The following is a 13,392-nucleotide window of genomic DNA, read 5'->3' as shown; positions in this document are numbered from 1 at the left end:
GCCGACCTCCTGTCGGCACGCGTGACGAAACCATTGTCCCCACGTGTGCCCTCGGGGGAAACCGCTGCGGAGGTGACCGGCGGGGCGTGAGCGGGTCATGCGGGGTGGGTGGGGCGTGTGGCGCTTGCGGTGTGCGCGGTGCGTGCGCCGTGTGCTGAATGTGGTGCTCGTGCTCTGTCGGCATCTCTGTGTGCATCGGCGGTGACACGACGTGGTTCCCTGTCGTCGCGCCCTGCCTGTCCTGCCCGGTCTGCCCGACCGGCGTTGCTGGTCTGTGCTGCCCGCCCCGTCTGCCCTGTGTGCCCGTTGTACGCCTGCCGATACGCCGCACCACCGCGGCGCGCGGATGGCGGCGCGGTGGTGCGGCGACCTTGTAGCGGCTCCCCTTGCGTCGGTTCCCGGCGCGGCTCTCGGGCCGCTGCCTCATGCGGCTCGTGGGCCGCGGAATCCTGGAACCGTGCGCGGCGAATGTGTCCCACCGTGTGATTTCCCCCTCGGTGTGCACCGTGAAACTGCCGGTTGCAGGATGTTGGCGATAACGTTCGTTCACTTCCCCGGCCGGTGTGCGACGCGGGGAACGCACGGCATGGTCGAAACGCTCGGCATGTGCGGTACTTGTCGGTACGGGCGGGTTCGGGGCGGCCGGATCCGGCACGGATGGACGCAGTCGCTTCATGGAGGCAGTGATGGGTGTGGCAGCCGGTCCGATCCGCGTGGTGGTGGCCAAGCCGGGGCTCGACGGCCACGATCGCGGGGCCAAGGTGATCGCGCGTGCCCTGCGCGACGCCGGTATGGAGGTCATCTACACCGGGCTCCACCAGACGCCCGAGCAGATCGTCGACACGGCGATCCAGGAGGACGCCGACGCCATCGGCCTCTCCATCCTCTCGGGTGCGCACAACACGCTCTTCGCCGCCGTGATCGACCTCCTCAAGGAGCGTGACGCCGCGGACATCGTCGTCTTCGGCGGCGGCATCATCCCCGACGACGACATCGCGCCGCTCAAGGAGAAGGGTGTCGCGGCGATCTTCACACCGGGGGCCACGATGCAGTCGATCGTCGAGTGGGTGCGGGCGAACGTAAGGCAGCCGGCCCCCTCGGGCGGCTGAGCCGGCTGGGCTGGCGGAGCGGGCTGGGCTGGGGGAGCGGGCCGGGTGCTACGGCGCCGCCAGTTCGTCGGCCATCGCCGCGCGCAGGCGCAGTGTCGTGACCAGCCGTTGGAACGCCTCCGCCCAGTACCCTCCGGCGCCCGGTGAGGAGTCCTCCGACTCGTCCGGCACCGCCAGCAGCCCGTCCAGCCGCGCCGCCTCCGCGGGATCCAGGCAGCGCTCGGCCAGTCCCATCACCCCGCTGAAGCTCCACGGGTAACTCCCCGCATCTCGCGCGATGTTGAGCGCGTCGACCACCGCCCGGCCGAGCGGCCCCGACCAGGGCACGGCACACACCCCGAGCAACTGGAACGCCTCGGACAAGCCGTGCGTCGCGATGAAACCGGCGACCCACTCGGCGCGTTCGGCCGGATCCAGGATGCCGAGCAGCTTGGCGCGCTCGGCCAGGGACACCGCGCCCGGCCCGGCCGACTGCGGGGCCGACGGCGAACCGAGCAGTGCGCGGGACCACTCGGTGTCCCGCTGTCGCACCGCGGCCCGGCACCAGGCCACGTGGAGTTCGGGCCGCCAGTCGTCTGCCACGGGCAGCGCCACCGCGTCGCCCGGCGAGCGTCCGCCCAGCCGCCGCTGCCAGGTCCCGAGCGGCGCCGACTCCACCAACTGACCCAGCCACCAAGACCGTTCCCCCCGTCCTGCCGGAGGCTTCGCGACGACACCGTCCCGCTCCATGCTCGCGTCGCACTCCGGCGGCGCCTCCACCACGATGACCGGTGAGCCCTGGGTGCGGTCGACGGCCACACAGGTGCCGGCCCGGACCGCCATCCGCGCGGCCAGCGCCGAACCGGGCAGCGCCGACAGCAGCTCGGCCGCCGTCGCCCGTACGTTGCGGCTGCGGTCGCCGAGTGCCTCCTCCAGGAACGGCTCGTCCCCGGCGCACAGTCCGGTGCGCAGCGAGTCCAGGAACATCAGCCGGTCCTCCGCCCGCTCCGTCGCCCACGTCGTCGCCAGCAGTTCGCGCGCGGCCGAGGCGTCCCGGGCGCGGAGCGCGGCGAGCAGGGCGACCCGCTCGCTGAACAGCCCCTCCTGCCACAACTGCCGTATGCGCTCCGGGTCCTCGGTGTCGGGCAGACGGCTGCCGGACCCCGGGGCGGTGCGCAGGGCGAACCGCCAGTCCGGGTTCAGCCGGGCCAGCCACAGGGCGCGCGGGCCCGTGAACGTGAGTGCCGCCGCCCTCAGATCCGTACGGCCCCGGGCCGCGTCCAGCAGTGCGGGGAGCATCTGCGGGGGTGCCGCGTAGCCGTGCGCGTTGGCCGTGGCGAGCCACTGCGGCAGCAGCTCCATCAGGTCCGGCGCGGTGCCTCTGCGGCCACCGGCCGTGCCGGGCCGGTCGGTCAGCAGCATCGCGAGCCTGCGGACCGCCGCGGCGGGCAGCGCCGGGCGCGGATCCGCGGGCGCCGGGTCGGGCCGCCGCGCCGCGCGGGCCGGACGCAGCCCGGCCCGCCGCCGTACGGTCTCCACGGCCGCCGCGTCCAGCAGCGCCACCGGGGCCTCCCGGGCCGGGCCGGACCCGGCGGGCGGCCGCCGGTCGGTGCCGAGCAGGGCCGTGGTGACCAGCGTCTCCCAGGCGTCAGCGGCGGATGACGACCCCGCCGCGGTGGCGGGGGCGGTGTCGGTGCCGTTCCCGTTCAATGCGGTCCTCCCGTGGTGTGACTGGCTCTGTGGTGGGGTGTTGCGGTGCGGCTGGTGGTGCGGCTGCTGACGCCGCTCGGGCGGCCGTCGTGGGTGGGCGGGGCCGGGTGCCGGGACGTGCGGATGCCGGCGGACGCCGAGGCCGCGCGGCAGGGGTTTTCGCCCCCGCCGCCCCTTCCCGTTCCCGTCCCTGGGGGCTGCGCCCCCAGACCCCCTATCGGCCCTTCGGGCCGTGCGCTGCGGGGCGGCAGCGGCCCGTGCCGCACTTCGTACGGCGTCAGCAGCGTGTGCCCCTCCACGCACGGTGGTAGCGGCCCGTGCCGCTCCCTGCGCGGCGGCAGCAGCACCCCGCGAGGTTCCGGACCCTGCGACCGTGACCGCCCAGGCAGGAGCCGGAGTCCGGCGGCGGCAGGTGCCCTGCCGGATGCCGGGCGGCCCGCACTCACCCCGGGGCCGCTCACCCCGAGGCCGCTCACCCCGAGGCCGCTCACCCCAGGGCCGCTCAGCCCGAGGCTGCTCAGCACAGGACCACCGCCTCGCCCGGGCCCTCGGGCCAGGCCGTGAGCGGGGTGAAGCCGCGGTGGCCGTGCTCGCCGAAGACCTTGACCGGGGACCCGCCCGAGAGCGCCACCAGCCGCCACAGCCCCGGACGGCTGCGGGCCGTCGCGCTCAGCGGCAGTGCCGAGTCGCCGTCCGCGTCGGCCAGCTGCCAGGAGTCGCCGTCCTGGGCCGGTACGACCCGGTCCAGTGTCACCGGGACCGCATCCAGCCAGGGGTCCGCCAGCAGCGCCTCGCCGTAGGCCGCCGCCGCGCGCTCCGTGGTGACCCCGGGCGGACGGATCGCCGCCGGGGCAGGTGCCGAGAACCGCTCGCCCAGTGCCGCCCGCAGCTGTCCGGCGCCCGGGTACGAGGACACCGCCGCCTCCATGGCCAGCCCGACCGGCAGGGCGAGTTCGGGAGCCCGGCCCGCCGCACCGTAGGACAGGAGCAGTGCCGTACGGCCCGACTCCGCGCCGTGCAGCCATATCCGGCGCGTCGTCAGTTTGGGGTCCACCGTGTCGTACTGGGCGAGGACCAGCCAGCGGTCGTGCACCGGCGGACCGTCCGCCGACGCGGGCAGGCCGACGCGGGAGCGGACTGTCGCGGCGAGGCCGTCGGGAAGCCGCTCGCGGAGCAGCCAGCCCTGGTCGAGCAGATGCAGCAGCGCGCATTCCTCCAGCAGCCGCACCGGCCAGCCGGGGCCCGACGCCGGTATCGCCCCCAGCTCCCGTACCCGCGCCGCCAGTCCGGGCGCCTGCGCGTCGACCATGCGGGCCGCGGTCTCCTCCCACATCCCGTAGCCCGCCTGCTCCGCTGTGGCCAGGCCGCCGCGCAGCAGGTCCGTGAGGCGCTGCTCCAGTTCCGACGCGCCCGCAGTGACCCGCTCGGCCCGACGCTCGGCACGGCGCCGCGCCGCCACCGGATCGGCGGATCCGGAGGAGGACGAGCCCGGCGCCCCCGCCGTTTGGGCCTCCGCCCGCTTGCGGCGGCCCGCGAGCCACTGCTCGGTCCAGTCCGGCGGCTGCGCCGTCGGCACCGCTGCGTCCCCGCCCGCCCACAGGAGCAGAAGCCCCAGTGCGTGCTTGCACGGGAACTTCCGGCTCGGGCAACTGCACTTGTACGCGGGCCCGGCCGCGTCCGAGATGTCGATGATCGTCTGATACGGCTTACTGCCGCTGCCCTTGCACAGCCCCCACACCGTCCCCTCGTCCGAGCTGCCGGCCGCCGACCACGGTCCGGCCGCGCCGAGTTTGCTTCCCGCTTTGCGTGAGGCGGCGTCAGGTGCCAGTGCCAGCACCTGGTCCGCCGTCCAGCGCACCCCCTGCTGAGTCATGCCATCGAAGGTAGATCCCACCACTGACAATCGGCCCTGCGAGCGCATTTTCGCAGGTCAGAACGCATTGTCAGTGGTGTGGTGCACGGTGGACACCAGATCCGAACCGGCCGAGCTGGAGGGGGCCTCAGCCATGTCTGTGTCCGTAGAACCGACGTCCGTGCAAGCACTGGCCGAAGAGCCGGCCGAGGCGTTGCGACCGCACGCCGAGGACGCCTTCGCCACCGAACTGGCCGCGCTGGCAGCGCAGGACGACCGTCCGCGCCCGGCCCGCTGGAAGCTGTCGCCGTGGGCCGTCGCGACCTACCTCCTCGGCGGCACGCTGCCCGACGGCACGGTGATCACCCCGAAGTATGTGGGCCCGCGCCGCCTGGTCGAGGTCGCCGTCACCACCCTCGCCACCGATCGCGCCCTGCTGCTGCTCGGCGTGCCCGGCACCGCCAAGACCTGGGTGTCCGAGCACCTCGCCGCCGCCGTCAGCGGGGACTCGACGCTGCTGGTGCAGGGCACCGCCGGCACCCCGGAGGAGGCGATCCGCTACGGCTGGAACTACGCGCAGCTGCTTGCCCACGGCCCCAGCCGCGACGCCCTCGTGCCCAGCCCCGTCATGCGGGCCATGGCGGAGGGCATGACCGCCCGCGTCGAGGAGCTGACCCGTATCCCGGCCGATGTGCAGGACACGTTGATCACGATCCTGTCGGAGAAGACGCTGCCGATACCGGAGCTGGGCCAGGAGGTGCAGGCGGTCCGCGGCTTCAACCTGATCGCCACGGCCAACGACCGCGACCGCGGGGTCAACGACCTGTCCAGCGCGCTGCGCCGCCGATTCAACACGGTGGTGCTGCCGCTGCCGGAGAGTGCCGACGCCGAGGTCGACATCGTCTCGCGCCGTGTCGACCAGATCGGCCGGTCGCTCGACCTGCCCGCGGCACCCGACGGCGTCGACGAGATCCGCCGTGTCGTCACCGTCTTCCGTGAACTGCGCGACGGGATCACCACCGACGGGCGGACGAAGCTCAAGTCGCCCAGCGGCACGCTGTCGACGGCCGAGGCGATCTCTGTCGTCACCAACGGTCTCGCCCTCGCCGCCCACTTCGGCGACGGGGTGCTGCGGCCGAGCGACGTCGCCGCGGGCATCCTCGGCGCCGTCGTCCGCGACCCGGCCGCCGACCGGGTCATCTGGCAGGAGTACCTGGAGACCGTCGTCCGTGAGCGGGACGAGTGGATGGACTTCTACCGCGCCTGCCGCGAGGTGAGCGCGTGAGCACGGCCATGGGTGCTGCCGGTACGGCCGGCAGTTCTGTTGTCGCCGGTACTGCCGGCACCGCTCGTTATCACTGAGATCACTGAGATCACTGACATCACTGGGGGAGTCATGGACATCATCGTTCGGGGAGCGGGATTCATGGGCGGCAACCGTACGGCGGACGACGACACTCGCTGGCCGCGTCGGCAGGCGGGCGTCGGCGCCTCGCGGCGGGCCGGTCACGGAGGGGGCCGGTGTGGCGGGCACTGAGCGGACCAGGGGCGGTGCCGCCGGCGGGCCGCTGCTGCTCGGGGTACGGCACCACGGGCCGGGGTCGGCGCGGGCGGTGCGGGCCGCGCTGGACGCCGGGCGGCCCCGGGTCGTACTCATCGAGGGACCGCCGGAGGCGGACGCGCTGATCCCGCTGGTGGGCGAGGAGGGGATGCGGCCGCCGGTCGCCCTGCTCGCCCACGCGGTGGACGAGCCCGGCCGCTCGGCGTTCTGGCCGCTGGCCGAGTTCTCACCGGAGTGGATCGCCCTGCGCTGGGCCGTGGAGCACGACGTCCCGGCCCGCTTCATCGACCTCCCGGCGGTGCACACGCTGGCCTGGGAGGCGGGGGGAGGCACGCCGGGGGCGGGGGAGCCCCCGGTTGCCGGTCCGGAGGGGGGCGCGGTGCCTGGTCTGGGGGAGGGCACGGTGCCCGTCCCGGGGGAGGGTGCGGTGCCCGGTCCGTCCCGTCCGGGGGAGGGAACCGCAGCCGGGCCCTCCGCCCCGGAGGGTGTCGTAGCCCCCGAGGGCGAGGGCGCCGGTCCCGGGGCGGGCGAAGCCGACATACGGGTCGATCCGCTGGCCGTGCTCGCCGAGACCGCTGGTTACGACGATCCCGAGCGGTGGTGGGAGGACGTCGTCGAGCACCGGGGGAGCGGGGCGGAGCGGGACGCGTTCGCGCCGTTCCTCGTGCTGGAGGAGGCCATGGAGGCGCTCCGCGAGGTGTACGGGGACGGCGGCCACGCCCGCGACCTGGTGCGCGAGGCGTACATGCGGCTCCAGGTGCGGGCGGCGCGGCGTGAGTTCGGGGACGACGCGGTGGCCGTGGTGTGCGGCGCCTGGCATGTGCCCGCGCTGCGGCGCAAGGTTGCGGTCACGGCCGACCGCGCCCTGCTCAAGGGGCTGCCCAAGGTCAAGACGGACATGACCTGGGTGCCGTGGACGCACCGCAGGCTGTCCCGGTACAGCGGTTACGGAGCGGGCATCGACTCGCCGGGGTGGTACGCGCATCTGTTCGGTGTGCGCGACCGTCCCGTCGAGCGGTGGCTGACCAAGGTGGCGGGGCTGCTGCGCGACGAGGACCGCATCGTGTCGTCGGCGCATGTCATCGAGGCGGTACGGCTGGCCGAGACGCTCGCCGCGATGCGCGGCCGTCCGCTGCCCGGCCTGAGCGAGACGACCGACGCGGTACGGGCCGTGATGTGCGACGGCTCGGACGTGCCGCTGGCGCTCGTCAACGACCGGCTGGTGGTCGGGGACGTGCTGGGCGAGGTGCCCGACTCGGCGCCCGCGGTGCCGCTCCAGCGCGACCTCACCCGGCTCCAGCGCAGCCTGCGCCTCAAACCGGAGGCACTGGAGCGGGAACTGGAACTCGACCTGCGGGGCGACACCGACGCCGGGCGCAGCAGACTGCTCCACCGGCTGCGGCTGCTCGGCGTCGACTGGGGCAGCCCGGCACGCTCGCGGGGCAGCACGGGCACCTTCCGGGAGACCTGGCGGCTGCGCTGGGAGCCGGAGCTGTCCGTGCGGGTCGCCGAGGCCGGGGTGTGGGGCACCACGGTGCTCTCCGCCGCGACCGCCAAGGCGGAGGCCGACGCTCTCGGCGCACAGGCCCTCGCCGAGGTCACCGGACTCGCCGAACGCTGTCTGCTCGCCGAGCTGACGGACGCGCTGCCCCTCGTGATGCAGGTCCTCGCCGACCGGGCGGCGCTCGACTCGGACGTCGGCCACCTCGCCCAGGCGCTTCCGGCCCTGGTCCGCTCCCTGCGCTACGGCGACGTACGCGGCACGGACACCAGAGCGCTGACCGAGGTCGCCGCGGGACTCGCCGAGCGGATCTTCGTCGGTCTGCCCCCGGCGTGCGCCGCTCTGGACCCCGAGGCGGCCGAGGAGATGCGGCGCCATGTCGACGCGGTGCACAGCGCCGTGGGCCTGCTGGGCGACGCACCGGCACCGGGTCACGCCGATCTGCGGGCGCGCTGGCGTGCGGTCCTGCGCACCCTGTCCGTACGGGACAGCGTCCCCGGGGTCATACGCGGGCGTGCCGTGCGGCTCCTGCTGGACGAAGGGGAGCTGGCGCAGGACGAGGCAGCCAGGCTGATGGGGCTCGTCCTGTCACCGGGCACACCGCCCGCCGACGCGGCCGCCTGGATCGAAGGGTTCGTGGGCGGCGGCTCGGGCGGCGGACTGCTGCTCGTGCACGACGAGCGGTTGCTCGCGCTGGTGGACACATGGCTCATGGGTGTGCCGGCGGACGCCTTCACCGACGTACTGCCGCTGCTGCGCCGCACGTTCTCGGCGTACGAGCCCGGGGTGCGCCGCACGCTCGGCGAGCTGGTCCGGCGCGGGTCGGGTGGCCGGGAGAGCGCGACGGCGGCCACCGGGTCCGGCACCCCCGGCTTCGCTGCCGTGCTCGACACCGGGCGCGCGGACGCCGTACTGCCGGTGCTGCGCCTGCTGCTCGGCCTGGACGAAGCAGCGGGCGCGGGTGGCGTGGCCGGAGTGGGTGGCGATGACAACGATCCTGTGGGGGTGGGCGGATGACCGCCGAGGTCATGGACCCGGGCCGGGAGCGGCTCAGGCGCTGGCGGCTGGTGCTCGGCGGTGGCACGGCCGACGGCACCGGATGCGCGCTGAGCGGGCAGGACGCCGCGATGGACGGAGCACTGGCCGCGCTCTACGGAAGGGGTGACAAACCGCAGACGGGTAAAGCTGCTGGCCGTTCGGCGGGGCTCGGGGCTTCCGCGCCGTCCGTGGCGCGCTGGCTCGGGGACATACGGACGTACTTCCCGTCGTCCGTCGTGCAGGTCATGCAGCGCGACGCCATCAACCGGCTCGGGCTCTCCGCGTTGCTGCTGGAGCCGGAGATGCTCGAGGCGGTGGAGGCGGACGTCCATCTGGTCGGCACCCTGCTCTCGCTGAACAAGGCGATGCCGGAGACCACGAAGGAGACGGCGCGGGCTGTCGTGCGCAAGGTCGTCGAGGACCTGGAGAAGCGGCTGGCCACCCGCACCCGGGCCACCCTGACCGGCGCCCTCGACCGCAGCGCCCGCATCGACCGGCCGCGTCATCACGACATCGACTGGAACCGCACGATCGCGGCCAACCTCAAACACTATCTGCCGGAGTACCGGACGATCGTGCCGGAGCGGCTCATCGGGTACGGGCGGGCGTCCCAGTCGATGAAGAAGGAGGTCGTCCTCTGTATCGACCAGTCCGGGTCGATGGCGGCGTCCGTCGTCTACGCCTCGGTGTTCGGGGCGGTGCTGGCGTCGATGCGGTCGATCGACACTCGGCTCGTCGTCTTCGACACGGCCGTCGTCGACCTCACCGATCAGCTCGACGACCCGGTGGACGTGCTCTTCGGCACCCAGCTCGGCGGCGGTACGGACATCAACCGGGCGCTCGCCTACTGCCAGTCGCAGATCACCCGGCCCACGGAGACGGTGGTCGTGCTGATCAGCGACCTGTACGAGGGAGGCATACGGAACGAGATGCTCAAGCGGGTCGCGGCGATGCAGGCGTCGGGGGTGCAGTTCGTGACGCTGCTCGCGCTGTCCGACGAGGGCGCGCCCGCCTACGACCGGGAGCACGCGGCCGCGCTCGCCGCGCTCGGGGCACCGGCGTTCGCCTGCACACCCGATCTGTTCCCGGAGGTGATGGCGGCGGCGATCGAGAAGCGGCCGCTGCCGATACCCGACGCCGGGTGAGGCCAGGCCCGGTGAGGTCGGCGCGGGGTGAGGCCGGCGCGCGGAGCCGGACGGCCGACCGGCTGGCGCCGACGATTTGTCGACCTGGGGCGGATCGGAAAACGGGACATGACTACCCATCGGTAAGAGGGGGGTTGCGCGGCCTCGGGCCTCCCGTGCGAGGATCGGCGGGCTCGGCCCGTTCGCGGGGGTCCGCCTCCCCGGGCCATGTGAGCAGCCGTTACGCCGTAGCCCGTCGCACGGGAGGATCTTCCCCGTCTTGACCTTGCCAGCAGCCTTTCCCAGCACCGTTCAGCGTCTCGCGCGCACGGTGGCCGGGCGGCGCCTGCTGCAAGTCTCCCTGCTGGTGGGCGGGTTGTTCGTCCTCGGGTTCCTGTACGGAGGGCGGGCGCAGGCGGCGGAGGGGGTGCCCTTGCCATCGGCGACCCGCGTCGCGTCTGCCGCGGCAACTGACACGTCGTCCGGTAGGTCGTCCATTCCAGCAACGCCGGACACGTCGTCCGTTCTGCCGGTTCCGCTGGACGGGGTACGGGAGTTGGCGAAGCCGCTCACCGAACAGGTCGTCCCGTCGGTGGAGGCCACGGTCAGCCAGGTCGTGCAGCCCGTCGCGGACACGGTGAAGACGGTGACGGACGGGCTGAGCGAGGGAAAGGTGACGTTGCCGTCGCTGCCCTCGTTGCCGGAGCTGCCGATCCTCTCGGAGCTGCCAAGCCTGCCCGGCCTGCCCGGTGCGGGGGACGAGCCGTCGGTCCCCGCCTCGCCCACGGTTCCCGGTGACTCGGCGCTCCCTGTGCAGCCGGGACAGGCCTCACCCGCGCCTGTTGCCGGGACCGAGGAGTCCCGGCGACCGGCGCAGACCGCCGCCGCTCACGGCGACGACGACCGGCAGACCGCCGGCAGGCGCGCACCGGTCGCCGCAGCGCAGACCGTCGCACCGCAGACCTACGGCCCGAGCTACACCCCCGCCGACGCGACCCCCGCGAACGGGGTGGCGCGAGCGGCCGTAGGACCGTCTCCCCGCGCCGGTCACGCCCCGCTCCGGCAGGCGCCGACCGGGGACCCGGACGGCACCGTGGGCAACCGCTCCGCCGCGGGCGACGGCGCGTCACGGCACTGCGACGCGCACGCCGCCGTCACCTCCGTCCGCCGGGCGCCGGTGCTGCTCGTCGCCGGTGCCACCGCGTGTGCGGCCACGCCAGGGACCCGGGACAGGCACCGGGACATCCCCGTCTTCCCCGGCTAGCGACAGCGGGCCGGATCTTTCCCGCGGGCGCGGGTATCTGACGCGCGCCACCGGGCAGGCCGGCCGTTCCAGCTGTCCGGCCCCGCTCTTCTTCTCTTCGGTCGCCGGACGGCATGACCCCCGGTCGCGCATCCGGCCTCCCGGCCTGCTGGACGCACGCTCCGTCGGCTTCGTCCCGGCGCGGCGCATCCCGTTCCGTCAGGGCCAGGCCAGGTCCGGTCCGTCCCGGCCCGATCAGGTCCGTACACGGCGCGACCTTCCAGCACACAAGGAACTGACGCACTCATGAACAAGCACATCCGACGTACGCCCATGACCACCGCCGCGACCACCACCAGGACCCGCGTGAGGCTCAGGGGAGCGCTGGCCATCCAGGGTGCCAGGGCCGGGCGGGCCTTCTGCGCCGACCTCGCCGCACGCACCGAAGCGACAGCGGCCATACGCACGTTCCTCGCAGCCGCCCCCGTCCAGCGTCCGGCGCACAGGCAATACCTGAGCAGCGCGTACATCACGTACACCGCATACACCCCGTACACCCCGTACACCCCGTACACCCCGTACACCCCGTACACCCCGCCCACTGACGCCTGAGTCCGATCCCGATCGGTCGGATCACGTTCCCGGCCGTTCGGATCCTGACCTGTTCGGAATGAACTCCGCGGGGCACAAGGAGTCGGGCGCCCGAATGCCGTCGGTGCGCCCGTCCGGGGCCTCGCGGACCGGGGGGACCGGTCCCCATTGGGGTGGGGATCGGCCACCCAGGGCCCCCAGGGGCTGTCAGGGACCTCACCGGGCCCAACCCCAGCCCGGTGAGGTCTCACCTCCGCGGCACGCGGTGTCAGAGGGCGGGACACCGTGTGACGGGCATCACCGCACGGGTGTGACCCCCCTTTTAGGGGCAGCAGGAAGGCAGCGATAACCTGCGAAGCGGACCTGCCGCTCCCCCGGACACCGTGTGCGCACCCTGTGTGACACATAGTGGACGTCACGTTGCCCTTCGCGGCACGCCCACGCATCCAACGAACCACGAGATCACTGATAGGGACGGAAGCGCGTGGACCTGTTCGAGTACCAGGCGAGGGACCTCTTCGCCAAGCACGGTGTACCGGTGCTGGCCGGTGAAGTCATCGACACGCCTGAGGCGGCGCGCGAGATCACCGAGCGGCTGGGCGGCAAGTCGGTCGTCAAGGCTCAGGTGAAGGTCGGTGGTCGCGGAAAGGCCGGCGGTGTCAAGCTGGCCGCCACTCCGGACGAGGCCGTCGCCCGTGCGACGGACATCCTCGGCATGGACATCAAGGGCCACACGGTCCACAAGGTGATGATCGCCGAGACCGCTCCGGAGATCCTCGAGGAGTACTACGTCTCCTTCCTCCTCGACCGCGCCAACCGCACCTTCCTCTCCATCGCCTCCGTCGAGGGCGGTATGGAGATCGAGGAGGTGGCGGCCACCCGCCCCGAGGCCGTCGCCAAGACCCCGATCGACGCGGTCGAGGGTGTGGACGAGGCCAAGGCCCGTGAGATCGTCGAGGCCGCGAAGTTCCCGGCCGAGGTCGCGGACAAGGTGGTGAACGTGCTGGTCACGCTGTGGCAGACGTTCATCGAGGAGGACGCCCTCCTGGTCGAGGTCAACCCGCTGGCCAAGGTTGCCTCCGGTGACGTCCTCGCCCTCGACGGCAAGGTGTCGCTGGACGACAACGCCGAGTTCCGTCACCCCGACTTCGAGGCGCTGCACGACAAGGCGGCCGCCAACCCCCTGGAGGCGGCGGCCAAGGAGAAGAACCTCAACTACGTCAAGCTCGACGGCGAGGTCGGCATCATCGGCAACGGCGCGGGTCTGGTCATGTCGACCCTGGACGTCGTCGCGTACGCCGGTGAGGCCCACGGCGGTGTGAAGCCTGCCAACTTCCTCGACATCGGCGGCGGTGCCTCCGCCCAGGTGATGGCCAACGGTCTGGAGATCATCCTCGGCGACGAGGACGTCAAGTCCGTCTTCGTCAACGTGTTCGGCGGGATCACCGCCTGCGACGAGGTCGCCAACGGCATCGTGCAGGCGCTGAAGCTCCTGGAGGAGCGCGGCGAAGAGGTCACCAAGCCGCTCGTCGTCCGTCTCGACGGCAACAACGCCGAGCTGGGTCGCAAGATCCTCACCGACGCCGACCACCCGCTGGTCCAGCGCGTCGACACCATGGACGGCGCGGCCGACAAGGCCGCCGAGCTGGCCGCAGCCGCCAAGTAAGCACCGAGGACGAGGACA

General features: G+C 73.2%; 9 protein-coding genes. 7 read left to right on the top strand and 2 right to left on the bottom strand.

Translation table 11 applies throughout. The features are described 5' to 3' along the window. Nucleotides 1-686: 686 nt before the first annotated feature. Complete coding sequence (locus tag ACSYGN_RS15765) at nt 687-1,109, top strand: cobalamin B12-binding domain-containing protein (RefSeq protein WP_460396062.1); 423 nt, start codon at nt 687-689, stop codon at nt 1,107-1,109. A gap of 48 nt (nt 1,110-1,157) precedes the next feature. Here the strand turns inward: ACSYGN_RS15765 and ACSYGN_RS15760 are convergent, their stop codons facing one another. Both ACSYGN_RS15760 and ACSYGN_RS15755 read right to left on the bottom strand, forming a co-directional pair. Then, complete coding sequence (locus ACSYGN_RS15760) at nt 1,158-2,798, bottom strand: DUF5691 domain-containing protein (RefSeq protein WP_460396060.1); 1,641 nt, start codon at nt 2,796-2,798, stop codon at nt 1,158-1,160. A gap of 517 nt (nt 2,799-3,315) precedes the next feature. Further along, nucleotides 3,316-4,671, bottom strand: coding sequence for an SWIM zinc finger family protein (locus ACSYGN_RS15755; RefSeq protein ID WP_460396058.1), 1,356 nt, complete (start codon nt 4,669-4,671; stop codon nt 3,316-3,318). A gap of 133 nt (nt 4,672-4,804) precedes the next feature. Between ACSYGN_RS15755 and ACSYGN_RS15750 the strand changes: the two genes are divergently transcribed. The 6 genes from ACSYGN_RS15750 to sucC all read left to right on the top strand — a co-directional run bounded on the left by ACSYGN_RS15750 (nt 4,805) and on the right by sucC (nt 13,374). After that, nucleotides 4,805-5,935, top strand: coding sequence for an ATP-binding protein (locus ACSYGN_RS15750; RefSeq protein ID WP_460396056.1), 1,131 nt, complete (start codon nt 4,805-4,807; stop codon nt 5,933-5,935). Between the two features lie 238 nt (nt 5,936-6,173). Next, nucleotides 6,174-8,729, top strand: a complete 2,556-nt coding sequence (locus ACSYGN_RS15745; protein WP_460396054.1) for a DUF5682 family protein — start codon at nt 6,174-6,176, stop codon at nt 8,727-8,729. Further along, nucleotides 8,726-9,895: a VWA domain-containing protein gene (locus ACSYGN_RS15740; RefSeq protein ID WP_460396052.1), complete on the top strand. Its 1,170-nt coding sequence runs from the start codon at nt 8,726-8,728 to the stop codon at nt 9,893-9,895. The genes ACSYGN_RS15745 and ACSYGN_RS15740 overlap by 4 nt, the downstream gene beginning before the upstream one ends. A gap of 259 nt (nt 9,896-10,154) precedes the next feature. Further along, nucleotides 10,155-11,138 (top strand): hypothetical protein, encoded by a 984-nt coding sequence (locus ACSYGN_RS15735; RefSeq protein WP_460396050.1) that lies wholly within the window; start codon nt 10,155-10,157, stop codon nt 11,136-11,138. Between the two features lie 285 nt (nt 11,139-11,423). Beyond that, on the top strand, nt 11,424-11,729 hold the full coding sequence (locus ACSYGN_RS15730) for a hypothetical protein (protein ID WP_460396048.1): 306 nt from the start codon (nt 11,424-11,426) through the stop codon (nt 11,727-11,729). 463 nt (nt 11,730-12,192) lie between these two features. Beyond that, nucleotides 12,193-13,374, top strand: a complete 1,182-nt coding sequence (sucC, locus tag ACSYGN_RS15725; RefSeq protein WP_460396046.1) for an ADP-forming succinate--CoA ligase subunit beta — start codon at nt 12,193-12,195, stop codon at nt 13,372-13,374. Nucleotides 13,375-13,392: the final 18 nt, after the last annotated feature.

Source organism: Streptomyces sp. YIM S03343 (genome assembly GCF_054729195.1).
This window is presented reverse-complemented; position numbering and strand designations above follow the sequence as displayed.

Coding starts and splice junctions, on each gene's coding strand:
- ACSYGN_RS15750 (WP_460396056.1), top strand. CDS start 4,805: ATGTCTGTGTCCGTAGAACCGACGTCCGTGCAAGCACTGGCCGAAGAG.
- ACSYGN_RS15755 (WP_460396058.1), bottom strand. CDS start 4,671: ATGACTCAGCAGGGGGTGCGCTGGACGGCGGACCAGGTGCTGGCACTG.
- ACSYGN_RS15740 (WP_460396052.1), top strand. CDS start 8,726: ATGACCGCCGAGGTCATGGACCCGGGCCGGGAGCGGCTCAGGCGCTGG.
- ACSYGN_RS15730 (WP_460396048.1), top strand. CDS start 11,424: ATGAACAAGCACATCCGACGTACGCCCATGACCACCGCCGCGACCACC.
- ACSYGN_RS15765 (WP_460396062.1), top strand. CDS start 687: ATGGGTGTGGCAGCCGGTCCGATCCGCGTGGTGGTGGCCAAGCCGGGG.